Raw genomic sequence first — 22,728 nt, forward strand, 5'->3', positions numbered from 1 at the left:
ACGATGCGCTATCTTCCCTTGAGTGACCGTGATCGTGGCGAAATGCTCGCCACGATCGGGGCGCCGGATATCGATGCGCTGTTTGCCGATGTTCCGGCAGCGGCGCGGCTTTCTGGCCCAATCGCGGGCCTGCCGGGCCATGCCAGCGAAATGGCGGTGGAACGCCACATGGCGCGGCTTTCGGCCGAAAGCCTCACCGCCGGCCAGGTACCGTTCTTCCTGGGGGCAGGGGCCTATCGCCACCATGTTCCCGCCACGGTCGATCACCTGATCCAGCGCGGTGAGTTCCTGACCGCCTACACCCCCTATCAGCCGGAAATCGCCCAAGGCACCCTGCAGGTGCTGTTCGAATTCCAGACCCAGGTGGCGCGCCTGTTCGGCACTGATGTGGCCAATGCCTCGCTCTATGATGGCTCGACCGCGTGCTGGGAAGCCATCGCCATGGCGGGCCGCATCACCCGCCGCAGCAAGGCCGTGCTCTCGGGCGGCCTGCACCCGCACTATGTCGGCACGGCGCAGACCATGGCGCGCTTTACCGGTGATACGCTGGTGACGACCAAGCCTGAAGTGTCGGCACAGGCCGATGACGAAGCGCTGATCGCCGCGATCGACGCTGAAACATCGTGCGTGCTGGTGCAGTATCCTGATGTGCTGGGCCGCATTCCCGATCTCAAGCGCATTGCCGCGGCCGCGCAGGCCCAGGGCGCGCTGTTGATCGCGGTGGTGACCGAGCCGGTTGCGCTGGGCCTGATCGAAAGCCCGGGCACGCTGGGCGCGGATATCGTCGTCGGCGAAGGTCAGTCGCTCGGCGTTGGCCTGCAGTTCGGCGGGCCTTACCTGGGCCTGTTCGGTTGCCGCGAAAAGTATGTGCGCCAGATGCCGGGCCGCCTCTGCGGCGAAACGGTGGACGCCGATGGCAAGCGCGCTTTTGTGCTGACGTTGTCCACGCGTGAGCAGCATATCCGGCGCGAAAAGGCGACGAGCAATATCTGCACCAATTCAGGGCTTTGCGCCCTGGCTTTCAGCATTCACCTGAGCTTGCTGGGTGGTGAAGGCCTGGCCCGCATGGCCCGCGCCAGCCATTTGCGCGCGGTCCAGGCGGCCACCGCGCTGGCGGCGCTGCCGGGCGTGGCCGTGGTCAACGCCAGCTATGTCAACGAGTTTGCCATCACGCTGCCGCGCCCGGCGGCCGAGGTGGTGGATGCGCTGGCGGCCCGTCGCGTGTTGGGCGGCGTTGCCCTGTCGCGGCTGGTGCCGGGGCAGGCTGATCTCACCCACGTGCTGCTCGTCGCCACCAGCGAACTCACGACCGATGAAGACATCGCGGCTCTGTGCGCCGCGCTTGCGGAGGTACTGGCATGACTGTTCTGAACCCCGCCGGCTGGCGCCCCGAACTGGGTGACCGCATTCCTGCCGCGCTGGAAGCGCCCGAAACCGTGACCGGCAACCGCGCGCTGCACCTGGAAGAACCGCTGCTGTTCGAAGTGGGGCGGATGGACCACTGCGGCGTTGATTTCGACGACGTACCCGGATCGCCGCTCGCTGGCCTCGCCCTGCGCGCGGCGCCGGTGGACCTGCCGGGCCTGAGCGAGCCGGAGGCGGTGCGCCACTACACCCGCCTCTCGCGCCAGAACTATGCGATCGACCTCGGGCCGTTCCCGCTCGGCAGTTGCACGATGAAGCACAACCCGCGCCTGGACGAAAAGGTCGCGCGGATGCCCGGTTTTGCCGATGTGCACCCGCTGCAACCGGTAGGCACGGTGCAGGGCGCGCTCAAGGTGATCGACGAACTGGCTGACTGGCTGGTCAAGCTGACCGGGATGGCCGCCGTGGCGATGACGCCCAAGGCCGGTGCGCATGGCGAACTGTGCGGCTTGCTAGCGATCCGCGCCGCGCTCGATGCGCGGGGGGACAAGCGCGAGGTGATCCTGGTGCCCGAAAGCGCGCATGGCACCAACCCGGCCACCGCCGCCTTTGCCGGCTTCCAGGTGGAGGCGATCCCCGCCACCGACGATGGCCGCGTCGATACCGCCGCGCTGATCGGCAAGCTCGGCCCGCATGTGGCCGGGGTGATGATCACCAACCCCAACACCTGCGGCCTGTTCGAGCGCGATCTCAAGACCATTGCCGATGCGGTGCATGCCGCTGGCGGCTATGTCTATTGCGATGGCGCCAACTTCAACGCCATCGTCGGCCGGGTGCGCCCGGGCGATCTGGGCGTGGATGCCATGCACATCAACCTGCACAAGACCTTCTCCACGCCGCACGGCGGGGGCGGTCCGGGTGCCGGTCCGGTGGTGCTGTCAGACGCGCTGGCGCCATTCGCGCCGCTGCCGTTCGTCAAGCCTGGCAGCGATGGCATGCTGCGCCTGGTGGAAGAGGCCGATAGCGCCGCTGAGGCGCCCGAGGCGTTTGGTCGCATGTGCGCGTTCCATGGCCAGATGGGCATGTTCAGCCGCGCTCTGGCCTATATCCTGAGCCACGGCGCAGATGGCCTCGCCCAGGCATCGGGCGATGCCGTGCTCAACGCCAACTATGTGCTGCGCCGCTTGGAGCACGTGCTCCACGCGCCATTCGCCGCAGCCGGCCCGTGCATGCACGAGGCGCTGTTCAGCGATGATGGCTTTGCCGATGGCTTTGCCACGCTGGACCTCGCCAAGGGCCTGATCGACGAGGGCTATCACCCGATGACGGTCTACTTCCCGCTGGTCGTGCACGGAGCGATGCTGGTTGAGCCGACCGAGACGGAAAGCAAGGCCGGCCTCGATCAGTTCATCATGGCGATGGAAAGCCTGGGCGCGCGCGCCAAGGCCGGCGATCCCGCGCTCAAGTCTGCCCCGCACTTTGCCCCGCGCCGCCGCGTTGATGAAACCCGCGCTGCGCGCAAGCCGCGCCTGGTGTGGAGTGCCTGAGGTGCGCCTAGGAATTTGATGGCCAAACGTAAAAAGGCGCCGCAAGATACTGATCTCGCGGCGCCTTTATTATTTCAGATCGCGGCGTACTTACTTGCCGTTGATCGCGTCCGAACCGGCCTGGCCAGCAGACTGAATGTCCTTGCCGGCGCCCTTGACGGTGTTGCACGCAGCCGTGCCCAGCAGCAGGCCGCCCATGGCGGCCGCGACGATGATCTTGCGCATCATGAGATTGGCTCCCTTCCTTGTGGGACGAAAGGCTTGAAACATGCCCTTCCGAACGCGCACAGAACGAGCCAATCCGCATGCGGTTCCTTGCCCTAAGGACCCTGCGTTCACGCCATGGCAGAGGCGGTAGGCGGGCTAGGTTGCTGCTGTCGGTGCCGCACATGTTCGCGCCAGGCGATGATCAGCCCTGCCGCAATCACGATCGGCGCACCGATCCAGGTGGTGGCAGGCGGCAGGTGGGCAAAGACCAGCCAGCCCCACAGCGTGGCCCAGCCAAATTGCGAGTAATCCATCACGATCACGCTGGACACCGGGCCGAACCGCAGCGCGGCTGTCATCAGCAACTGCGCGCCTAGGCCGGCCAGGCCAATGCCCCCGAGCATGAGCCAGCCGAGGGCATCATGGTGCACCCCGGTGCGGAACAGGAACAGCGCCAGGAACGGCGCGCTCATCGCGGAAAAATAGAAGACCACTGTCAGTGGCTCTTCCGTGCGGCCAAGGTCGCGCAGCTGGATCGAGACCAGCGCCACCATGAACGCCGCGCCGACGCCAACCGCCACGCCCAGCGCGGGCAGATGGGTCTGGTTCGGGCCGGCAATGATCACGATGCCCAGCAGGCCCATGGCCACCGCCGTCCAGCGCCACGGACCCACCCGTTCCTTGAGCAGGAACGCAGAGAGGATCACGGCAAAGACGGGGGCGGTAAAGCCCAGCACGGTCGCCTCGGCCAGGGGCAGGATCTGCACGACGCCGAGCGTAAGGAACATGCCGGCCGTGCCGATCATCGCGCGGCGGAAATGAACCCACGGCCGCGCCGTGCGCAGGCGATGCAGTTGCCCACGCGCACCAAGCCAGCCCAGCAGCATGAGTGCCGGCAGCGTCTGTCGCCAGAACATGGTTTCGGGCAGCGGCATGCCGCGCTCGCCGGTCAGCTTGACCAGCACCAGCATGGTCGACAGCATGGCCATTGCCACCAGGCGCAGGCCCAGGGCCAGAAAGGGTCTTTCACGAGACGGCATGGCCCGCGCGCCTAGGCGCAGGGCGATGCGAGTGCAAGGCTTGTCGATCGCGGGGTTGCATCGTGCCGGCGCTGCGGCCATGGCGCCGCCATGATCGAACGGTGGCGCACGATAGACTGGCAGCAGGTGTGGCAGGGGCCGTGGCAAGCCGTGGCGGCCGTTGGCAGCGTGCTGCTGGCGGTGGCGATCGTGGCGCTAGTGGCCGAACGGCGGCGCAGCAGGCGTGCCGATCTCGATCGCGTGGGCTGCATGCCCTGGACGATGATCTATGCCCTGTGTTTTTTCATGGCCTGCGTGCTGCTGGGCGGCGCCTTGCGCACCGCCCTGGCAAGCTGAGGATCAGAGGCAGGCTTCCAGGAACGCCTGGTCAAAGCCGAACTGGCGCGCCTTTTCCAAGGTATAGGGGCGCAGGCCCGACGGGCGAAACTCGCCGATGATCTTGCCCTCTTCGGTTTCGTCGAGGTATTCGAACTTGAACAGTTCCTGCGTCACGATCACGTCGCCTTCCATCCCAATCACCTCGGTGATGTTGGTGGTGCGGCGCGAACCGTCGCGCAGGCGCTTGACCTGAACGATCAGATCGACGCTCTCGGCGATCTGGCGGCTGATCGCTTCCTTGGGGATCTTGATGTCACCCATCAGGATCATGTTTTCCATACGGCCCAGGCATTCGCGCGGGCTGTTGGCGTGCAGCGTACACATCGAACCATCGTGGCCGGTGTTCATCGCCGCCAGCAGGTCAAAGCATTCCGCGCCGCGAATTTCGCCCAGGATAATGCGGTCAGGGCGCATACGCAGCGCGTTCTTGACCAGATCGCCGATGGTGATCGCGCCCTGGCCTTCCAGGTTCGGTGGGCGGGTTTCCAGCGGCAGCCAGTGCGGTTGTTGCAGGCGCAGTTCGGCCGCGTCTTCGATCGTCAGCACGCGCTCGCCCGGGTCGATCATCTTGGACAAGGCGTTGAGCATCGTGGTTTTCCCCGAGCCCGTGCCCCCGGAAATCACGATGTTCATGCGGCACGCGCCGGCGATTTTCAGCGCCGTGCACATCTTGTCGCTCATCGAGCCGAAATCGCGCAGCATATCGAGCGTGATCGGCTTTTCGGAAAACTTACGAATGGAGATCGCCGTGCCGCGCAGCGAGAGCGGCGGCACGATGACGTTGACGCGGCTGCCGTCCTTGAGGCGGGCGTCGGCCAGCGGGGTGGTCTGGTCGACACGGCGGCCGACCTGGTTGACGATGCGCTGCGCGATCTGGAACAGATGGCTTTCATCGCGGAAGCGGATCGGTGCGAGCTGGAGCTTGCCCTTCTTTTCGATGTAGGTCTGCTCTGGCCCGTTGACCATGATGTCCGACACGTCGGGATCGTTGAGCAGTTCTTCGAGCGGACCGAACCCGAGCAGTTCGTCGATCAGCACCTTTTCCAGCGCAAATTGCTCGCGCCGGTTCAGCGTCACTTTCAGTTCGGCCAGCACTTCCATGATGATCGGGCGGAATTCTTCCGACAGTTCATCCTTGGTCAGCGTTGCGGCGGCTTCGGGATCGACACGTTCGAGCAGGCGCGGCAGCACCTGTTCCTTGATCTTGTGGACCGACGCCTCGAAGCCTTCGGCCTGGTAGGTGTTGTCCACCACGCCGTTGATGCGTTCGGCCAGGCGGCTCATCGCATCGGCATGCTTGCCGCCCATGTCATCGTTGGCGCCGGGCAGAGGGCTTGCTTCGACAAAGCCAGCGGGCACGGCCGTTGCGGCTTCGCCAGTTTTCATCGGCCGGGCAACGCCGAACGAGGGGCGCGCGGCGGTGGCTCCACCCAAACCTGTCTTCCGGCCAAAAGCGCTCATGCGTCTTTTCCTGTCAACTCGTTCTTCCGGGGCCGTAGCCCGACAATGGTCAGGAACGGCATTTCAGACGTAGTGAATACGAGGGAAACCTTCAGGATTCCCTAAAAACGGACAAAAGGCCGCAATGGCGCCGTACATGGCGGTGTTGCCTGGCCGCGCGGCGGCAATCCTTCACCAACTCTATAGAAATGAAAGGCTTGGCCATCCAATCCGGCCGGGACGTCTCCGATCCGCCGAATCAGCGGCGGCATGTCGGGCAGGGAAAAGTCACTCAGGAGATAAAAGCCGCCTTCGTGTTTCGCCGTGGCCGCCAGTACGCGATAGAACTGCGCGCCATTGACCAGCTTTTGCGGTTCGGGATTGTTCCAGCGGGTAAAACTTTGCGTGCAGCGCTTGCCCAGGCGTTGAAATGGCATGCCGCTCAGCCCCGAAATTCCCTCGCCCGCGCTTTCCGGAAAAGCCAGCCAGCGTTCCTGGCTCAGGTTATGAGACGCGATCCAGGCGGAGGCGCGATCGCTGTTGTTGAACGGCATGATCAGGGCGACCACCGCCATGAACACGCCGCACCCGGCCGCGAGCCACAGCCAGCCGCGCATCCACACGCCCGGCCCGGCGCCACCGCGCAGGGTATCGCGCCAGACCATCGCCACGAGCAGCAGCGTGCACAGCATGAGATGGCGGATCGACAGAGCATAGACCGCCAAACTGAACACCAGGGTGAAGCCAACGAAAGCGGCCAGCACCACGCGGTCGGCCCAGCGGCCGCGCAATTGCGTCCAGGCCATCGCCGCCAGCGCGAACAGCGCAACCGCGCCGAGCAGCGCCGGGGGCGGCTGGTCCCATTCGGGGCGCAGGCCATGCCACTGCAGCGGCAGGCCCTGTGCGCTCATCCCTGCCAGCCAATCGACCAGGCGGGCAAACGGGCCATGTTGGGTGATGGCGGGCGCCACGTCGGGTGCGGGGCGCACCCACCATGCTGCCAACAGGCCCGAGGCGATCCACCCGCCTAGCCAGCCCAGCGGCGCGCGTCGTTCGGCCCAGCGCCAACCGACGAATATGAACGACAGCACTCCGAACAGGAAATCGCACTGCGGCAACAAGATGATGAGTGGCCAGGCCCAGTGGCCGCGTCGCCACAGCGCCAAGGCAAGGAACACGCACACCGCGCCCAGGGTGAGGCTGCGCGACACGGTCAGGAATTCGAAAAGCACGAATTCCGACAGGGCCAGGCACAACCGCTGGCTGCGCGCAAAGGGTGCACCTAGCAGGATGGCAAGCTGGCCCGGAACCGCAATCAGGGCGGCTGCGACCGGCAGGGTCAGCAATGGCGCAGATAGAAAGTGCGCCAGACTGCGCAGGATCGCGTACCACAGCGGGGGATGGCCTTCATAACGCAGCGCGGCAAGCAGATCGGGCCACGTTGGCGTCTGCACCGCGATCAACACGGCCTGCCATTCGTCCAACCAGGGTTTGTGCGTGATGATCAGCAGGATTTGCAGGGCGATGACCGCGCAAATCGCGCCGGTCCACGCAACGGTTGTGGCCAAGGCTGCGTTGACGGCGCGATCCAGCGCCAAGGTCGTGCGGGCTATCCAGGCCAGCACCCGCGCCAACAGCGGCGCCCGCGCGCAAAGCCAGGGTGCGATCGTGTCGCCGCCGTGGATCTGCGTCATGCCCCGTCTGCCCCTTTTTGTCCGTCGCTATGGCTAGGGCGGGAATAAAAGGACGGAGGCCAAGGAATGGTTAACGCGCGCTTGCTGGCGACATGCGCAAACGCGAACGGGGCTGCACCGCCTGGCGATGCAGCCCCGTTCCAAGCCTTCCAGGACTCAGCAGCGCGGAGGGACGCGGCGCCAGGTCTTGGGGTGTTGCGTCAGTTTGCGGTCAGATGCGGGCCGCGAACAGATAGCCTTCGCCGCGTACCGTGCGGATCAGGGCGCCGCCGCCGTGGCGCACCAGCTTGGCACGCAGGCGCGAAACGGCGACATCGATGGCGCGGTCAAACGCTTCGGCTTCGTCGCCATGAACCAGGCGCAGCAGCGCTTCGCGGCTGACGACCTGGCCGGCGTGGACGGCCAGGGCATGGAGCAGCTTGAATTCGCCGCTGGTCAGGTCAACGTCGCGGCCAGCCGCATCGCGCACCACATAGAACGTGGGATCGAGCACCCAGCCGGCAAAGGTCAGCACCGGAGTGGCAGCGGCGCGCGCGGTGGCGGCGTTACCACGGCGCAGCACCACGCGAAGGCGGGCAAGCAGTTCGCGCGGATTGAACGGCTTGGCGAGATAATCGTCTGCGCCCAGTTCCAGGCCGACGATGCGATCGATATCGCTGGCCACGGCCGACAGCAGCATGACCGGCGGCGTGCCGGGCTGTTCGGCCATTTCGCGCAGCAGGCCGAGCGAATCCTCGCCACGGGCCATGACATCGAGGATCACCGCATCGATCGGTTCCTGCGACACCAGATGGCGCAGTTCGGTGCCATTGGCGACGGGCACCACGTGCATGCCCTGGCCTTCCAGGTATTCACGCAGCATGTCGCGGGTCTGCTGATCTTCATCGAGCAGGGCGATGCGGGCATCATGGGTGCGGCGCATGGCGGGCTCATAACCGTTGGCCGGAGCGGGTGCGGTGATCATCGCGTCGTTGCGGGCAAAGCGCATGGCACCGGCGGGATTTGGGCGGAGTTCGGAGTGTGCAAGGGGCATTCGTCAGGGTCCATCAGTGGGAGGGGAGGGATGAGGGACACCGGCTTAACGAGGGGCGTGGCAAAACCCTTCGCGGCAAGTTTCTTTTTCTTGCGGTTCGCGCGGTTTTCGTGCCGAAGATCGACGAGCCCATTTTGCAATCGATTGTTGTAAGGACGCATTGTCTGTGCCATGGTGCACGCGAAGGGCCGGTGAAGCACCTTGGGAGAGCGTCATGGAATTTGCCCGCAATCAGGCCGAAACTCCGCCAGGCAGCACGGTGCCGGGCAGCGGTTGCGTGGCATCGGGATCTGCGCGGCCACATCTGTCCCTGGCGCGCATCCTGGAAATGAACCTGGGCTTCCTGGGTCTGCAATTCAGCTTCGGCCTGCAGCAGGGCAACATGGGCCCGATCTACAGCTATCTTGGCGCCAACGAAGCGCAGCTTCCGCTGCTTGGCCTGGCCGGGCCGATCACCGGCCTGCTGGTGCAGCCGCTGATCGGCGCGCTGTCTGATCGCACCGCCAGCCGCTGGGGCCGCCGTACGCCTTATTTCCTGGTCGGGGCTGTGCTGTGCGCCCTCGGGCTGTTTATCATGCCGCTGTCCTCGTCGGTGCTGATGGCTGCTTCGCTGCTGTGGCTGCTCGACGCTGGCAACAACATCACGATGGAGCCCTATCGGGCCTATGTCTCCGACCGGCTCAACCCCAACCAGCGGCAGACTGGGTTCCTGTCGCAGAGCGCGTTCACCGGCCTGGCGCAGATGCTGGCGTTTCTGACGCCCTCGATCCTGGTCGGCCTGGGCATGAACCAGGACTGGGTCGATGCCCATGGCATTCCCTATACCGTGCGGGTGGTGTTCACGCTCGGCGCCGTCCTGTCGCTGGTGACCATTCTGTGGTCGGTCTGGCGCGTGCCGGAATTGCCGCTGACACCGCAGGAACGCGCGCACATCGAGGCCGCGCCCAAGGGCTTTGGCGCGGCACTGGCTGAGATTGCCGATGCCATCCGCACCATGCCGGTCGCCATGCGCAAGCTTGGGCTGATGAGCCTGTTCCAGTGGTCGGCGATGTCAGGCTATTGGCTCTATGTCACTTATTCGATTGCGCGGACGGTCTATCATACCGCCGATGCACATAGCTCGGCATTCCACAGCGCGGTGCTGACCAATGGCGAGATGGCCGCGTTCTATAACGGCATTTCGTTCGTCACCGCGTTTGCCATGGTGCCATTGGTGCGCCGGATCGGGCCGGGGCCGCTGCACGCGCTGTGCCTGCTGGCGGGAGGCCTCGGCATGCTGGCGCTGCCGCACATTACCGACAAGGCGCTGCTGTTCTTGCCGGCGGTGGGCGTGGGTCTTGCCTGGGGCAGCATCATGGGCAACCCCTATGCCATCCTCACCAATTCCATTCCGCCGGCCCGCACCGGGGTCTACATGGGCATTTTCAACATGATGATCGTGATCCCCATGTTGCTGTTCGCGGTGGTGATGAGCGAGTTGGACCTGGGCTTCATCAAGCTGGGGCTGGGTGTCTATTCCCATGTGCTGCGTGGCGATCCGGGCAATATGCTGTCGCTGTGCGGCGCGCTGTTGATCGCGGCGGCGCTGTCGGTCCTGTGGGTGCGCGAAGGGCGCGCCCATGCCGTGGCCCAGGCGCAAGCCCTGGCATGAGCGGCATGTTTGCCTTGAACAGCGGCGATGCGGCAATCGTGCTGGAGCCGCGCGAGGGCCGCGCTCCCGTGTGGCGCCATTGGGGCGCGGCGGTGGATGTTGCTGGCCTGCCGCCGCTGGCCGACGCGCGCGGCGCGGCATCGTTTTCGTTTGACGAAGACGTCCCGCTCGATAGCGCCCCGGTGGGCGGGCTGGGCTGGTTCGGCCCGGCTGCGGTGGAACTGCGTGATGCCACCGGCGCCGGCATGGTCGTTTCCTGGACCAACAGTGATGTTGCCCGCACCGACGACGGGCTGGTGATCTGCCTCGATGATACGGTGCAGGGCGTGCGCCTGGTGCAGACCATCGCCGCCGATGGTCATGGCGGCTTTCGCATCGGTGCCACGCTGACCAATACCGGCCCTGCGCCGATCCAGCTCGATTGGCTGGCCAGCGCCGTGCTGCCGTTGCCGGGCGATGCCGCGCAGCTGGTGTCCTGGCGCGGGCGGCACAATGCCGAATTGGTCGAAAGGATCGAGCCCTTGCCTGCCCATGCCTGGCAGCGCGAAGGGCGGCGCGGCATTGCCGGCCATGGTGGCCCGGCCGGGCTGTTCGTGCTGGGCGAGGGGGCAGGGCATGCCACCGGCCCGGTTCACGCGCTGCAACTGTGCTGGTCGGGCGACAGCCTGATCCGGGTGGAGCGCGATGACGAAGGGTTCTTCATCGCCATGGCTGGCGCGCGCCTGGCACCGGGCGAGGTGGTTCTGGCCCCCAGCGCCAGCTGGCGCGCGCCCGATCTGATGGCAGCCTGGTCCAGCCACGGGCGCAACGGCGCCACGGCGATTTTCCATGCAGCGGTGCGGGCCATGGTGCGTTGGCCGGGCGGGGCGATGCCGCCGCGCAAGGTCCATCTCAATTCGTGGGAAGCCTGTTATTTCGATCATGACGAGGCACGCATCCTCGCCCTGGCCGAAGCCGCCGCGCAGATCGGCATAGAGCGCTTCGTGCTCGACGATGGCTGGTTCGTGGGGCGCAACGACGATACGGCCGGGCTGGGCGACTGGACGCCCGATCCAGCCAAGTATCCGCAGGGGCTGGCGCCGCTGGCGCACCGGATCATCGCCACGGGCATGGAATTCGGGCTGTGGGTCGAGCCGGAAATGGTCAACCCCGACAGCGATCTCTATCGCGCCCATCCCGACTGGGCACTGGCTTTGCCTGATCGTGCGGAGCCCACCGCCCGCAACCAGCTGGTGCTGGATCTGTCGCAGGCAGCGGTGCGTGACTATCTGTTCGATTGCCTCGACCATCTGCTGCGCGAGGTGCCGATCAGCTATCTGAAATGGGACCACAATCGCGATCTGGCCCCGGCCGGTGGCGCGGCACAGGTGCGCGGGCTGTATGACTTGCTGGCCCGCTTGCGCGCCGCCCATCCCGGCGTCGAGATAGAGGCCTGTGCAGGTGGTGGCGGGCGCAGCGACGCCGGTATGGCGCCCTATGTCCACCGCTATTGGACCAGCGACAATATCGATGCCGTCAGCCGCGTGGATATCCAGCGCGGGTTCCTGGCTTTCCTTCCACCCGAGATGATGGGCAGCCACGTCGGTGCCAGCCCCGCCCATGCCACGGGCCGGGCGCAGGCCCTGGCGTTTCGCGCTGCCGTGGCCATGCCGGGGCATTTCGGCGTAGAGATGGACCCGCGCACGCTTGACGTGGCACAGTGGGATGAACTGGCCGGCTGGATCGCGTTTCACCGCACGTGGCGCGATCTTCTGCATGGCGGGCAGGTGTGGCTGGGCGAAGGCCCCGATGGCCTGGTGTGGCAGGCCCAGGGCAACGCACAGGCGCAACTGCTGTTTGCCATTCGCCGCGCGCCGGCCGCTGATCGGCGGCCACAGCCGCTGCGCCTGCCGCATCTGGCCGGGCAGGGGGCATGCAAGGTGCGCCTGCTGCGCCTGGCCGGTGGCACTGGTGGCCACGCCGCCCCAACCACGCCGCTCCATCGTGCCATGGTGGATGCGCCGGTAACGCTGGCGGGCAACTGGCTGGCCCATGCCGGTTTGCCGATGCCGCCGATGAATGCCCAGACCGTGGCGATCTTTCATATCGAGGCCGGGTGAATGACCTGGCCGCTTTACACCCTCCACCCTTCCTCGCGCGCCTGACGCGCCAACCAGCACGAGGTCGCATGTCCGCCGATCGTCCTTCTTTCCAGCCCGATGCGCAAACGATTGCTCACCCGGTCACCCGGCAGCCGAGCCGTTGGGAGCCGCATGGCTACGACGCCGTGCCCGAAATTCCGCTGGTGACGGCGGCGGATGTCGCGCCGATCATGCCCGGCCTCGATCTGTGGGACTGCTGGCCGCTGGCGCACGAAGATGGGCGCACGGCGGTGCATGCCGGGCGCACCTGGTGGTTCTTCCTCAGCGCGCCGTGCTTCCCCGATCCGGTGCAGCGGCACGATGTGGCGCGCATCCGCCTGCTGTCGCACGGTGCCGATGGCTGGCGCGATCATGGCAACGCCTTGCCCGATGGGCTCAACCCCGGCACCCGCGAATGGGCCGGCTGCGCCGTGGTGATGGACGACGGCGTTTCGGTGACGCTGTTCTACACCGTGGCCGGTCGCCAGGGCGGGGCCTTTTCCTATGAGCAGCGCCTGTTCGCCGTGCCGGGCACGCTGGCCGCGGATGGCCCGGGGCAATGGCAGGCCCCGCAGGAAATCGTTGCCGCCGATGGCCTCCGCTATATTGCCGATCGCCAGGAAATCACCAATCCCGCGCCTGGTTCGATCAAGGCGTTCCGCGATCCGGCGTGGTTCCGTGATCCGGCCACCGGCCAGCGTCACATCGTCTTTACCGGCAGCGCAGCCTGGACCGACAACCCGCACAACGGGCTGGTGGGCCTGGCCACTCTGAGCGATGCCGGCTGGCTGCTGGAAGATCCGCTGGTCGAGGCGATCGGCACCAACAACGAAATGGAGCGCCCCTGCGTGCTATGGCGCGACGGGCGCTATTACCTGTTCTGGTCCACCCAGCGGCACACCTTCGCCCCCGGCGCGGTCGATGGGCCGAACGGCCTTTATGGCATGGTGGCCGACAGCCTCACCGGCCCGTGGCGCCAGATCAACGGCAGCGGCCTGGTTGCCCCCAATCCGGCCGGGGAGCCCGGCCAGACCTATAGCTGGTGGGTGACGGGCGAAGGCGCGGTGTGGAGCTTCATCGACTATTGGGGCATGAACGGACGCAAGCTGGCCGATCACCCCGAACTGCTGCGCGCGCAGTTCGGTGGCACGCCGGCGCCGGTGTTCCAACTGGCGTTCGACGGGGATCGCGTCACCGTCGCGGCCTGAACCTGGCGGCTTGGCCTCCCGTGCTGGTCAGGCGCTTTCGCGCACGACCAGTTCGGGGGCCATGATCGTTGATGGGGTTTCCACGCCGGCGATGCGCTGGGTCAAAAGGTCGACCATCGCGCGCGCCCCGCCAGCGATATCCTGGCGCACGGTGGTAAGCTGCGGCACGGTCTGCGTGGCGATCGGCACATCGTCAAACCCGGTCACGGCCACATCGTGGGGCACGCGCACGCCGCGTTCGTGCAACAGACGCAGCGTGGTCATCGCGATCACGTCAGACGCGCAGACAATGCCGTCGATCTGGCCGGCGAACTGCTCAAGGTGCCCGGCAACCTGTTCGGGGATTTCCTCGTTGGACAGATGGGTGGAACAGGCCACGAGCGGCGTGGCGCCGCCGCACGCTGCCACGGCATCCTGTGCCCCGGCCAGGCGATCGGCGATTTCCGGCGCGCCGGTATCGCCAAAGAACACGAGCTTGCGCTTGCCCTGGTCGAGCAGGCGCTGCGCCGCGAGGCGGCCGCCCAGGCGATTGTCGGTGCCCACGGTGCAATGGATCTGCCCGTCACGGTGGCTGCCCCACACCACCATCGGCAGATAGCGCTCTGCCACCCGCTCGATCGCCTCCATCTGGTTGGACTGGCCGATCACCAGGGCACCATCGAGCATACCGGAATCGACGATGCGGTCCAACCACTCGTCATCGCCCGGGATCACGCGCGACAGCATCAGGTCGTGCCCGCTTTCCGTCAGCGCATCGGCCAAGTGCCCGAATAGCGTCATGAAAAAGGGATCGGAAATGTGTTGGCGGCGCTCGTGGCCGAGCGGGATGACCACGCCGATCACGCCGGTGCGCTGCGTGCGCAGGCGGCGGGCCATCTGGTTGGGCCGGAACCCGTGCTCGCGGGCGATGGCCTGGATGCGCTCGCGCGTTTCGGCGTTGACCAGGCTCTTGCCGGCCAGCGCGCGCGAAACAGTGCCGGCCGAAACGCCGGCCATGCGCGCAAGTTCCGCAATGTTGCGGATCCTGGGTTTGCTTGCCTCTCTTACGGTCTTTTCGTTGGACGTTTCGGTCATGGCCACGCTTTTAGCTGGGGGAACCCTGAAAGCAAGGTGGAGCAGGCAACTTAAAGCCCTGCAACGCCGGGCTTCGAGGCGGTGGGTGATGCAGCGATGCCACAGCCCGAGGCAAAGTGATAGCTGAAGATGCAATCCATTGCATAGCGTGCAAATGCGCATTGCAAACGATTGTAGTGGTGCGTATCAGGCTATTTATCGATTCCCGCTCCGCATGTGGGAACGTGTTCATGGGAGAGTACCTGATGAAGCCGTCCGCTTTTCTGTCGTGCGCGTCGCTCGCCGCCGTTGCCGGTGCGCTGATTGCCACGCCCGCCCTGGCGCAGGATGCCCAGCCGGCCGCGACCCCCGCCGATGACGCCGCCGATGTCGCCCCGATCGTGGTGACCGCCGCTGCCGGCGGCAAGTCTGCCCAGCTTTCGTCGATCTCGGTGTCGCAGATCAACCAGGAAGCGGTCACCAACTTCACCCCGCGTTCGCAGGCCGAAGTGCTGCGCACGATCCCCGGCCTCAACGTGCAGGACACCGCCGGCCCGGGTGGCAACGCCAACATCGGCGTGCGCGGCATCCCGGTTTCCACCGGCGGTTCGGAATATGTCGGCCTTCAGGAAGATGGCCTGCCGGTCACCCTGTTCGGCGATATCCAGTTCGGCAACAACGACTACTGGGTGCGCTTTGACAACAACGTGAACCGCGTGGAAGCGGTGCGCGGTGGTTCGGCCTCCACCTTCTCCAGCCAGGCGCCCGGCGCGGTCATCAACTACGTGTCCAAGACCGGCGAGCATGACGGCGGCGAAATCGGCCTGAGCCAGGCGCTCAACTATCGCGAAACCCGCGTCGATTTCGATTACGGCGGCCACCTGTCCGACAGCGTGCGCTTCCACCTGGGCGGCTATGCGATCGATGGCAACGGCCCGACGCACCTGCCGTACAAGGCGCAGAGTGGCTATCAGATCAAGGGCAACATCACCAAGGACTTTGACGACGGCAAGGGCTACATCCGTTTCAACTTCAAGCGGTTGGATGACAAGGAGCCGACGTTCACCTCGATGCCCAGCCTGGTGACGCTCTCGGGCAACAAGATCACCGGCTACAGCACGTTCGATGGTGTCGACGCGCGCAAGTATGCCTCCACCGGCATCTACAACCAGAACTTCCAGATCCTCGATGCCAACGGCAACGTGCGCACCGTGGCGATGGAAGGCATTCACCCGGTCGCCACCGCGCTGGGCGGCGAATTCCACTACGAATTCACCCCGGCCTTCACCGTGACCGACAAGGCCCGCTGGACCTCGATGAGCGGCACCTTTGCCAACCAGTGGACCGGTGAAGCCACCGCTGCCTCGCTCGCGGGTCTGGGCACGCTGCGCTATGCTGCCGGCCCCAACGCCGGCCAGGTCTATAACGGCCGTTTCGTCAGCAACGGCGCGCAGGCCTATGTCGACATGAAGGATGTCGGCAGCCTGGTGAACGACCTGACGTTCAGCGGCAAGTTCGACGTGGGTGACGGCGCCAAGGTCAAGGCCAACGCCGGTTGGTTCCATATGCGCCAGACCGTGGCGATGGATTGGCGCATCAACAACGCCACGCAGACCCTCAACGGTTCGAGCAACCCCGTGCCGCTCGACCTGTTCGATGCTGCCGGCAACCAGCTGACTGCGCAGGGCCTGACCGGCTTCAACAACCAGTGGGGCGGCTGCTGCGGCGGGCGTTCGTATGACGTCAGCTACACCGACGATGCGCTCTACGGTCAGCTCGAAGGCCAGGTTGGCCACCTCAACCTCGATGGCAGCGTGCGCTATGACAGCGTGAAGGCATCGGGTGCGGCCTATGCGCCGCAGGCCGTGGGCAACGTGACGGTTACCGACGCGCTCGGCTCGGCCTCGATCCCGGCCTACAACACCAAGTCCACCCCGGACAACGTGCTGAACTACACCAAGAGCTATGTCAGCTGGTCGTTCGGCGCGCTCTATGAAGTGAGCAACGATACCAGCGTGTTCGTCCGCGTCAGCCGCGGTGGTCGCTTCAACGCCGATCGCCTGCTGTACAACAACGCCAATTTCACTGCCGATGGCAAGCTGACGGCCGGTGGCGATCACCTGTCGGTCAACTATGTCAGCCAGCAGGAACTGGGCCTCAAGCAGCGCGGCAATGTGGGTGGCGGTCGCTACCACGCCGAAGTCACGCTCTATCGGGCGCAGGTGAAGGAAAGCAATTACGACTTCACCGCTCCCTCGCGCGGGGAAAGCCCGTTCATCGACGCGATCTACCACTCCTATGGCGTGGAAGCCTCGGGCGGCGTGTCGGCGGGTCACTTCTCGCTCGACGGCTATGTGGTCTATACCCATGCCGAAAACGTCGGCACCAAGACTACCCCGGTCGCCATGCCGAAGTGGACCTGGCTGGTTTCGCCCAGCTATGACGCGGGTGTTGCCGCCATCGGCTTCTCGGCCAGCGGCCAGTCCAACTTCCTGGTTTCGGGTGGCTACACCGCGCCGGGCCGCACGTTTGTGAACGGCTTCGTCAAGGTTCGCCCGGCCGACAAGCTGGAAGTGAGCTTCAACGTAAACAACCTGTTCAACACGCTGGGCTATCGCGCAAACAACGGTTCGATCGCGGTGGGTCCGGGCACGGCCGGCCTGTCTGCCAACCAGGCGATCTTCGACAACAGCGCTATGCTGGGCCGCACGATGAGCGCTTCGGTTCGTTACAAGTTCTGATCCACGGGAGGGCGGCCGGGGCATTCCCGGTCGCCTTTTTTGTGACAGATAAACAGCAAAAAGCCCGGCAAGGTCAGACCTTGCCGGGCTTTTTGTGCGCGCTTTATGGTGGGCGAGATCAGCCCGGCAGGGCCACGTCCAGCGCCTGGCAGCCCAGCGCGATCGCGCCGGTGATGCCGGCATCGTCGCCCAGGCCTGGCGTGACGATGTAGGTTTCCAGCCCAGCATCGAGGCGCGGTTGGCTGACATAGCCGTTGAGCTTGGCTTCGGTCTGGCGGCGAACCGATTCCACCAGGCCCGGCGCCTTCATCACGCCGCCGCCGAAAATCAGGCGATCGGGCATGTGCAGCAGCACCAGGCTTGCCGCGAGGTGCGCGATATAGCCGCCGATCAGATCGATCGCCGCGCTGTCACCGGCCAGCTGGTCCAGGCTCTTGCCCCAGCGCTTTTCGATCGCCGGACCCGATGCCAGGCCTTCCAGGCAATCACCGTGGTAGGGGCACGATCCTGCGAACGGATCAAGCGTGCGGTCGTGCGGGGGCAGGATATGCCCGCTTTCAAAGTGGGAAATGCCCATCAGCGAGCGGCCATGGCTGACCACGCCGGTGCCCACGCCGGTGCCGATAGTGGTATAGGCCAGCGTGCGGCAACCCTGGCCCGCGCCCTTCATCCATTCGCTCAGGCAGGCCCCGTTCACATCGGTATCGACCACGATCGGCGCGCCGAAGCTGCCCAGCACATCGTGGAAACGCGCGCCCTGCCAGCCCGGCTTGGGCGTGGTGGTGAACGTGCCATAAGTGGGCGAGGTGGGATCGATGTCGATCGGGCCGAAGCTGGCAACGCCAAAGGCGGCGACGGGGCCATGCTCTTCCTGCGCGGCGGCAAAGAAATCGGCCAGCGCGGGGAAGCATGTTTCGGGCGTTTGCGTGGGAATGCGCGTGCGCGCCAGGATTTCGCCTTCCGGGGTGGCGAGTGCGGCGATGAACTTGGTTCCGCCTGCCTCGATCGCACCGATCAGGGGGGCACCGTTGAGCGGGGCAGCAGGCATTATTTCTCCCTTTGGATCGGACAAATCGGACGGTCCTTGAAGGCGTGATGCCAGTATGGTCAACCTCTTTGCAATCGAATTATCACGAAAACGGCGCGATCATGCGCGCGGCAGGAAATTGCGCGCGCTACCATGGCCAGGCATGGAAACGTGCTTGGCAGTGCCCACCCCGCTTGCATACTTATGCGACGTGCATCGCGCCGCATGAGCGACTAGGGCAGGCATCGACAAGGACCCAACCCAAGGGGTCGCACGTTGCCATGCAAGCGCGCACGGCATTCGTGTTGCGAAAGATAAGGAGATCCGCCGATGGCCGACAGCAGTTGTTCTGCGCTTTTGCTCTTTGGCGCAACCGGCGACCTTTCCCGCCGGATGCTGTTGCCCTCGCTCTATGCCCTGCATGAAGACGGGTTGATCGATCCGGGCCTGCGCATTGTCGGCACCGCACGCTCGGAACACACCGACGCTGATTTCCGCGATTTTGCCCACGCTGCGCTCGATGAATTCCTGCCGGAAGACCGCAAGGACGAGACCAAGCTGGCCAGTTTTCTGGCGCGCCTGGAATACCAGACGCTCGATGCATCGAACGTCGATGGCTTTGCCGATCTCGCCACCAAGCTGGGCGATACCAGCTGCGGCCTGTCGATCTTCCTGTCGACCGCGCCCGCGTTGTTCGAGCCGACGATCGAGGGCCTGCGTCGCGCTGGCCTGGCGCATGACAACGTGCGCATCGGCCTGGAAAAGCCGCTGGGCAACGATCTGGCTTCCAGCCGCCGGATCAACGATGCCGTTGCCGGGGCCTTTGCCGAAGACCAGATCTTCCGCATCGACCATTATCTGGGCAAGGAAACCGTGCAGAACCTGATGGCGCTGCGCTTTGCCAACATGATGTTCGAGCCGCAGTGGAACGCCGGCAATATCGATCACGTGCAGATCACCGTCAGCGAAACCGTGGGCCTGGAAGGGCGCAAGGGTTTCTACGACGATACTGGCGCCCTGCGCGACATGGTGCAGAACCACATGCTCCAGCTGCTCGCGCTGATCGCGATGGAGCCGCCGCGCGATTTCGATGCCACCTCGATCCGCGATGAAAAGGTCAAGGTGCTGCGCGCACTGCGCACGGTGAAGGCCGAGGAAATGGTGCGCGGGCAGTATCGTGCCGGGGCGGTGAAGGGCGGCGGGGTGGCCGGCTACCAGGAAGACCTGGGCGAGCCTTCGGACACCGAAACCTTCGTGGCGATCAAGGCGCATGTCGACAACTGGCGCTGGCAGGGCGTGCCGTTCTACCTGCGCACCGGAAAGCGCCTGGCCGAGCGGCGCTCGGAAATCGTGGTGCAGTTCAAGCAGGTGCCGCACAACATCTTCTCGGGCCGGGGCGGCAAGCTTCAGGCCAACCGCATGGTCATCCGCCTGCAGCCAGAAGAATACGTGCGGCTTCAGGTCATGGCCAAGGAGCCGGGCCTCGATCGCGGCGGCGTGGTGTTGCGCGAGGTCAACCTCGATCTCTCGCTGACCCAGGCCTTTGCCAAGGCGCGCCGCCGCATTGCCTATGAACGCCTGCTGCTCGATCTGATCGAGGGCGAACAGACGCTGTTCGTGCGCCGTGACGAGGTGGAAGCGCAGTGGCGCTGGGTCGATGCGATCCGCGCGGTCTGGGCCGGTGGTGACATGGAGTGCAAGCCCTATGCCGCCGGCAGCTGGGGCCCCAACGCGGCCATTGCCCTGACCGAGCGCGATGGGAGAAGCTGGAATGACTGAGACCGCCAACCCGCGCGTGCTCTGGGCCACGCCCGGCGATGCTGCCGCCGTGGCCGATCGCATCGCCACTGAACTGGCGCGTCCGGGTGAAAAGCGCCTGGCGATGACCGGCGGCTCCACCCCGCTCAAGGTCTTTGCCCTGCTCAAGGATCGCGGGCTCGATTGGTCGGGCACCACTTTGGCACTGACCGACGATCGCCGCGTGCCCGATGATCATCCCGCCAGCAATTTCGGCAAGCTTTACGCGGCACTGGGTGACAGCGGTGCCAGGTTCGAGCGCCTGGAAGAGGGCGCCGCAGTGGCGCCGTTCGATCTGGTATGGCTGGGCATGGGCGAGGATGGCCACGTCGCCTCGCTGTTTCCGACCATGCAGGCGCTGGTCCGACCCGGCGCCACGGTGATTGCCACCACGCCCATCCCGCTGCCGCCCGAGGCACCGTTCGATCGGCTGACGCTGACCGCGCGTGCGCTCAAGGCTACGCGCGAAGTGATCCTGGTCGTCACCGGCGCATCGAAGAAGGCGCTGATCGAAGACGTGCTGGCCGGCAACGCCGATTACCCTGTTTCCGACTTCCTGCGCGGCAGCGATGGCCCGCCGGTTACCATCTACTGGAGCGAATGATGGCCCTTCATCCTACCGTGGCCAAGGTCACAGATCGTATCGTGGCACGCAGCCGCGATACCCGCGCCGCCTATCTCGATCTCATCGATCGCGCGCGTGAGGCAGGCGTCAACCGCCCCAAGCTGACCTGCGGCAACCTGGCCCATGGCTTTGCCGCCGCCGGGGATGACAAGCTGGCGCTGCGCGATGGCAAGGCGCTGAACATCGGCATCGTCACCGCGTTCAACGACATGCTTTCGGCGCACCAGCCCTATGGTCGTTATCCCGAACAGATCAAGGTTTTCGCCCGCGAAGTGGGCGCTACGGCGCAGGTGGCGGGCGGCGTTCCGGCGATGTGCGACGGGGTGACGCAGGGCCAGGATTCGATGGAACTGTCGCTGTTCAGCCGCGACACCATCGCGATGAGCACCGCGGTGGGGCTGTCGCACGGCATGTTCGAGGCGGCGCTGTTCTTGGGCATCTGCGACAAGATCGTGCCTGGCCTGATCATCGGCGGCCTGCGCTTTGGCCATCTGCCCACGATCCTGGTCCCGTCGGGCCCGATGCCCACGGGCCTGGCCAACAAGGAAAAGGTGCGCATTCGCCAGCTCTATGCCGAAGGCAAGGTTGGCCGCGACGAACTGCTCGAATCTGAAAGCGCAAGCTATCACTCGGCCGGCACCTGCACGTTCTATGGCACGGCCAATTCCAACCAGATGATGATGGAAATGATGGGCCTGCACATGCCCGGTTCCAGCTTCGTCCTGCCCGGCACCAAGCTGCGCCAGGAATTGACCCGCGCCGCCGTGCACCGCGCCGCGCAGATCAGCTGGGATGGCGATGACTATCGCCCGCTGGGCCATTGCGTGGATGAGAAGGCCATCGTCAATGCGGTGGTCGGCCTGCTCGCCACGGGTGGTTCGACCAATCACGTCATCCACATTCCGGCCATGGCGCGCGCCGCTGGTGTGCAGATCGATTGGGACGACATGGACGAGCTGTCGCGCGTGGTGCCGCTGATCGCCAGCGTCTATCCCAATGGTGCGGGCGACGTGAACTATTTCCACGCCGCTGGCGGCATGCCCTATGTCATCCGCGAACTGCTCGACAACGGACTGGCCCATGCCGACATCCGCACTGTCTATGGCGCTTCGCTGGCCGATGGCGCGCAGGAACCGGTCATGGATGGCGACACGCTGACGTGGAACCCCGCCCCGGTGAAGAGCGGGGATGACAGCATGCTGCGCCCCGTCACCGCGCCGTTCCAGCCCGAAGGCGGCCTGCGCCTGCTGCAGGGGAACCTGGGCCGTGGCACGATCAAGGTCAGCGCGGTGGATGCATCGCGCTGGACGATCGAGGCGCCCGCGCGCGTCTTTGCCGATCAGAACGACGTGCTCAAGGCGTTCAAGGCCGGCGAACTCGAACGCGATGTGATCGTGGTCGTGCGCTTCCAGGGTCCGGCCGCCAATGGCATGCCCGAACTGCACAAGCTGACGCCGCCGCTCGGCGTGTTGCAGGATCGCGGTTTCCGCGTGGCATTGGTCACCGATGGGCGCATGTCGGGCGCATCGGGCAAGGTGCCAGCGGCAATCCACGTCTCGCCCGAAGCCAAGCTGGGCGGCCCGCTCGCCAAGCTGCGCGATGGCGATATCGTGCGCGTCTGCGCGCAGACCGGCGAACTGGTGGCGCTGGTCGATGCTGATGAATGGGCTGCGCGTGAAGATATGGTGGCCCCGCCCGAGGCGATGGGCGTGGGCCGCGAGCTGTTTGCCCTGATGCGCCACTATTCCGATCCGGCCGAGCGCGGCGGATCGGCCATGTTGGCCGCAGCAGGCCTGTAACGT

The 22,728-nt window shown here is 65.6% G+C and carries 17 protein-coding genes; 10 read left to right on the plus strand and 7 right to left on the minus strand.

Annotated features, from left to right (window positions below; genetic code table 11):
- The first annotated feature begins 3 nt into the window (after positions 1-3).
- Both gcvPA and gcvPB read left to right on the plus strand, forming a co-directional pair.
- Complete coding sequence (gene gcvPA, locus ABIC78_RS06500; protein ID WP_354488824.1) at positions 4-1,362, plus strand: aminomethyl-transferring glycine dehydrogenase subunit GcvPA; 1,359 nt, start codon at positions 4-6, stop codon at positions 1,360-1,362.
- Positions 1,359-2,912: an aminomethyl-transferring glycine dehydrogenase subunit GcvPB gene (gene gcvPB, locus ABIC78_RS06505; RefSeq protein ID WP_354488393.1), complete on the plus strand. Its 1,554-nt coding sequence runs from the start codon at positions 1,359-1,361 to the stop codon at positions 2,910-2,912. The genes gcvPA and gcvPB overlap by 4 nt, the downstream gene beginning before the upstream one ends.
- A gap of 90 nt (positions 2,913-3,002) precedes the next feature.
- On the opposite strand, the gene ABIC78_RS06510 is transcribed toward gcvPB, so the two are convergent.
- Positions 3,003-3,140, minus strand: a complete 138-nt coding sequence (locus ABIC78_RS06510; RefSeq protein WP_022676376.1) for an entericidin A/B family lipoprotein — start codon at positions 3,138-3,140, stop codon at positions 3,003-3,005.
- A 107-nt stretch (positions 3,141-3,247) separates the two neighbouring features.
- Complete coding sequence (locus tag ABIC78_RS06515) at positions 3,248-4,159, minus strand: DMT family transporter (protein ID WP_354488395.1); 912 nt, start codon at positions 4,157-4,159, stop codon at positions 3,248-3,250.
- A 90-nt stretch (positions 4,160-4,249) separates the two neighbouring features.
- Here ABIC78_RS06515 and ABIC78_RS06520 point away from each other — a divergent pair, with 90 nt between their 5' ends.
- Entirely contained in the window at positions 4,250-4,495 is a 246-nt protein-coding gene (locus ABIC78_RS06520) for a hypothetical protein (RefSeq protein WP_354488397.1), read from the plus strand.
- Between the two features lie 3 nt (positions 4,496-4,498).
- On the opposite strand, the gene ABIC78_RS06525 is transcribed toward ABIC78_RS06520, so the two are convergent.
- From ABIC78_RS06525 to ABIC78_RS06535, 3 genes are all read right to left on the minus strand, one after another.
- Entirely contained in the window at positions 4,499-5,998 is a 1,500-nt protein-coding gene (locus ABIC78_RS06525) for a TadA family conjugal transfer-associated ATPase (protein ID WP_028657883.1), read from the minus strand.
- 101 nt (positions 5,999-6,099) lie between these two features.
- Positions 6,100-7,671, minus strand: coding sequence for a hypothetical protein (locus tag ABIC78_RS06530; RefSeq protein WP_354488399.1), 1,572 nt, complete (start codon positions 7,669-7,671; stop codon positions 6,100-6,102).
- A gap of 211 nt (positions 7,672-7,882) precedes the next feature.
- A complete protein-coding gene (locus ABIC78_RS06535; RefSeq protein ID WP_221198087.1) occupies positions 7,883-8,704 on the minus strand; it encodes a winged helix-turn-helix domain-containing protein in 822 nt (273 codons plus the stop codon).
- A 328-nt stretch (positions 8,705-9,032) separates the two neighbouring features.
- Between ABIC78_RS06535 and ABIC78_RS06540 the strand changes: the two genes are divergently transcribed.
- The 3 genes from ABIC78_RS06540 (at position 9,033) to ABIC78_RS06550 (ending at position 13,683) form a co-directional block, all read left to right on the plus strand.
- Entirely contained in the window at positions 9,033-10,355 is a 1,323-nt protein-coding gene (locus ABIC78_RS06540; RefSeq protein ID WP_354488826.1) for an MFS transporter, read from the plus strand.
- A complete protein-coding gene (locus ABIC78_RS06545; protein ID WP_354488401.1) occupies positions 10,352-12,454 on the plus strand; it encodes an alpha-galactosidase in 2,103 nt (700 codons plus the stop codon). The genes ABIC78_RS06540 and ABIC78_RS06545 overlap by 4 nt, the downstream gene beginning before the upstream one ends.
- Positions 12,455-12,522: 68 nt before the next feature.
- Positions 12,523-13,683, plus strand: a complete 1,161-nt coding sequence (locus tag ABIC78_RS06550; protein ID WP_168351089.1) for a glycoside hydrolase family 68 protein — start codon at positions 12,523-12,525, stop codon at positions 13,681-13,683.
- A gap of 27 nt (positions 13,684-13,710) precedes the next feature.
- Here the strand turns inward: ABIC78_RS06550 and ABIC78_RS06555 are convergent, their stop codons facing one another.
- Positions 13,711-14,757: a LacI family DNA-binding transcriptional regulator gene (locus tag ABIC78_RS06555; protein WP_354488404.1), complete on the minus strand. Its 1,047-nt coding sequence runs from the start codon at positions 14,755-14,757 to the stop codon at positions 13,711-13,713.
- A 245-nt stretch (positions 14,758-15,002) separates the two neighbouring features.
- On the opposite strand from ABIC78_RS06555, the gene ABIC78_RS06560 reads away from it, so the two are divergent.
- The gene (locus tag ABIC78_RS06560) at positions 15,003-17,477 is read left to right on the plus strand and encodes a TonB-dependent receptor domain-containing protein (protein WP_354488406.1); all 2,475 of its coding nucleotides are present in this window, start codon (positions 15,003-15,005) and stop codon (positions 17,475-17,477) included.
- 118 nt (positions 17,478-17,595) lie between these two features.
- On the opposite strand, the gene ABIC78_RS06565 is transcribed toward ABIC78_RS06560, so the two are convergent.
- Positions 17,596-18,525, minus strand: a complete 930-nt coding sequence (locus ABIC78_RS06565) for an ROK family protein (RefSeq protein WP_354488408.1) — start codon at positions 18,523-18,525, stop codon at positions 17,596-17,598.
- Between the two features lie 309 nt (positions 18,526-18,834).
- On the opposite strand from ABIC78_RS06565, the gene zwf reads away from it, so the two are divergent.
- From zwf to edd, 3 genes are read left to right on the plus strand one after another with little or no spacing between them, the layout of a single operon-like run.
- Complete coding sequence (gene zwf, locus ABIC78_RS06570) at positions 18,835-20,283, plus strand: glucose-6-phosphate dehydrogenase (protein ID WP_022676386.1); 1,449 nt, start codon at positions 18,835-18,837, stop codon at positions 20,281-20,283.
- Positions 20,276-20,905 carry a 6-phosphogluconolactonase gene (locus ABIC78_RS06575; protein WP_354488411.1) on the plus strand — a complete coding sequence of 210 codons (630 nt, stop codon included), beginning with the start codon at positions 20,276-20,278 and terminating at the stop codon, positions 20,903-20,905. The genes zwf and ABIC78_RS06575 overlap by 8 nt, the downstream gene beginning before the upstream one ends.
- Positions 20,902-22,725 (plus strand): phosphogluconate dehydratase, encoded by a 1,824-nt coding sequence (gene edd / locus ABIC78_RS06580; RefSeq protein WP_354488413.1) that lies wholly within the window; start codon positions 20,902-20,904, stop codon positions 22,723-22,725. Before ABIC78_RS06575 ends, edd begins: the two co-directional genes overlap by 4 nt.
- Positions 22,726-22,728: the final 3 nt, after the last annotated feature.

This window comes from Novosphingobium sp. 1529 (assembly GCF_040544855.1).
Lineage (GTDB): Bacteria > Pseudomonadota > Alphaproteobacteria > Sphingomonadales > Sphingomonadaceae > Novosphingobium > Novosphingobium capsulatum.

Coding starts and splice junctions, on each gene's coding strand:
- gcvPA (WP_354488824.1), top strand. CDS start 4: ATGCGCTATCTTCCCTTGAGTGACCGTGATCGTGGCGAAATGCTCGCC.
- ABIC78_RS06555 (WP_354488404.1), bottom strand. CDS start 14,757: ATGACCGAAACGTCCAACGAAAAGACCGTAAGAGAGGCAAGCAAACCC.
- ABIC78_RS06530 (WP_354488399.1), bottom strand. CDS start 7,671: ATGACGCAGATCCACGGCGGCGACACGATCGCACCCTGGCTTTGCGCG.
- ABIC78_RS06560 (WP_354488406.1), top strand. CDS start 15,003: ATGAAGCCGTCCGCTTTTCTGTCGTGCGCGTCGCTCGCCGCCGTTGCC.
- ABIC78_RS06540 (WP_354488826.1), top strand. CDS start 9,033: ATGAACCTGGGCTTCCTGGGTCTGCAATTCAGCTTCGGCCTGCAGCAG.
- ABIC78_RS06520 (WP_354488397.1), top strand. CDS start 4,250: ATGATCGAACGGTGGCGCACGATAGACTGGCAGCAGGTGTGGCAGGGG.
- edd (WP_354488413.1), top strand. CDS start 20,902: ATGATGGCCCTTCATCCTACCGTGGCCAAGGTCACAGATCGTATCGTG.
- ABIC78_RS06525 (WP_028657883.1), bottom strand. CDS start 5,998: ATGAGCGCTTTTGGCCGGAAGACAGGTTTGGGTGGAGCCACCGCCGCG.
- ABIC78_RS06565 (WP_354488408.1), bottom strand. CDS start 18,525: ATGCCTGCTGCCCCGCTCAACGGTGCCCCCCTGATCGGTGCGATCGAG.
- gcvPB (WP_354488393.1), top strand. CDS start 1,359: ATGACTGTTCTGAACCCCGCCGGCTGGCGCCCCGAACTGGGTGACCGC.
- zwf (WP_022676386.1), top strand. CDS start 18,835: ATGGCCGACAGCAGTTGTTCTGCGCTTTTGCTCTTTGGCGCAACCGGC.
- ABIC78_RS06575 (WP_354488411.1), top strand. CDS start 20,276: ATGACTGAGACCGCCAACCCGCGCGTGCTCTGGGCCACGCCCGGCGAT.
- ABIC78_RS06535 (WP_221198087.1), bottom strand. CDS start 8,704: ATGCCCCTTGCACACTCCGAACTCCGCCCAAATCCCGCCGGTGCCATG.
- ABIC78_RS06510 (WP_022676376.1), bottom strand. CDS start 3,140: ATGATGCGCAAGATCATCGTCGCGGCCGCCATGGGCGGCCTGCTGCTG.
- ABIC78_RS06545 (WP_354488401.1), top strand. CDS start 10,352: ATGAGCGGCATGTTTGCCTTGAACAGCGGCGATGCGGCAATCGTGCTG.
- ABIC78_RS06550 (WP_168351089.1), top strand. CDS start 12,523: ATGTCCGCCGATCGTCCTTCTTTCCAGCCCGATGCGCAAACGATTGCT.
- ABIC78_RS06515 (WP_354488395.1), bottom strand. CDS start 4,159: ATGCCGTCTCGTGAAAGACCCTTTCTGGCCCTGGGCCTGCGCCTGGTG.